Raw genomic sequence first — 1,026 nt, forward strand, 5'->3', positions numbered from 1 at the left:
GACGCTGGCACGATAGCGAAGCGGGGTTTTCACCAAGCCCCGATGAGGTGGCCTGAGGTACTTACCGGCAGGGCAAACATAGCGGTTGTTTTCGGCATCGAAGAGAAAGTCGCTACGGCTGAAAGTGCCGTCATGGTGCTCGGATTTATCCCATACCGGAACGTGCGGAATGATCCCTTTTTCGTCTACCAGCCATCCCAGCATTGCGGCGACACCGTAGTTCGTATCGCCCACCAGTCGCCGCGGCTTGATCGCAAACTTCTGTTCGACGCGGTCGATCATGATTTTAGTTGCTTCGACCTCAGCCATTTTGTTCACGGCCGATGCTTCGACGTCGACAATCAATCCCGCTTTCAGATCGATCAGATAATTCGTTGAGTAGGCAAAAATGGCTGGTCCCGCAGCTGCAGTCCAGGTCGATGCGGGATCGGTCAGGGAGATTCTTTTTGGCGCGGGCGGTACTGGATTTGCCTGTTCCAACGCGGCCAAATATTCACGCACCGGCCGGCTTGCTTGCTCCGGATCACCCCAGTCGATACTGACACTACCCGGACAAGACCGCTGTCGCTGGGCGTCGGCCTTGATCATGCTGGCGTCGGTGGCAAATCCCTCGCCCTGCACCAGCCCCTCAGCCATGCAGCGTCGCAGCACTGAATCGAACAGCTTTCGAAAGGCGTCGTGATCGCGGAAGCGTCCATGGCGATTTTTCGAAAAGCTCGAATGATCCGGCACCTTGTCTTTCAGACCCAGGCGGCAGAACCAGCGATACGCCAGGTTCATGCTGACTTCTTCGCACAGCCGGCGCTCTGACCTAATTCCATAGCAGTAGCCGATGATCAGCATCCGGGCCATCAGCTCGGGATCAATCGAGGGCCGACCGGTATGACTGTATGACTCGGCTAAACTTTGTCGAAACTCGCTCAGGTCGAGATACCGGTCCACCGCCCTCAACAGGTGGTCTTCGGGAACATAATCCTCTAGACTGATCGATACAAACAGCTCCCGCTTCGTTGCCTGACGCCCCAT

1 protein-coding gene is annotated in these 1,026 nt (G+C 56.5%); it reads right to left on the reverse strand.

Annotated elements, in window-relative coordinates:
- On the reverse strand, positions 1–1,026 hold a 1,026-nt coding region (locus ACFPQ5_RS24765; protein ID WP_379761746.1), incomplete at its 3' end, for a transposase.

Origin of the sequence: Massilia suwonensis (genome assembly GCF_042655665.1) — a bacterium.
Taxonomy (GTDB): domain Bacteria; phylum Pseudomonadota; class Gammaproteobacteria; order Burkholderiales; family Burkholderiaceae_D; genus Telluria; species Telluria suwonensis.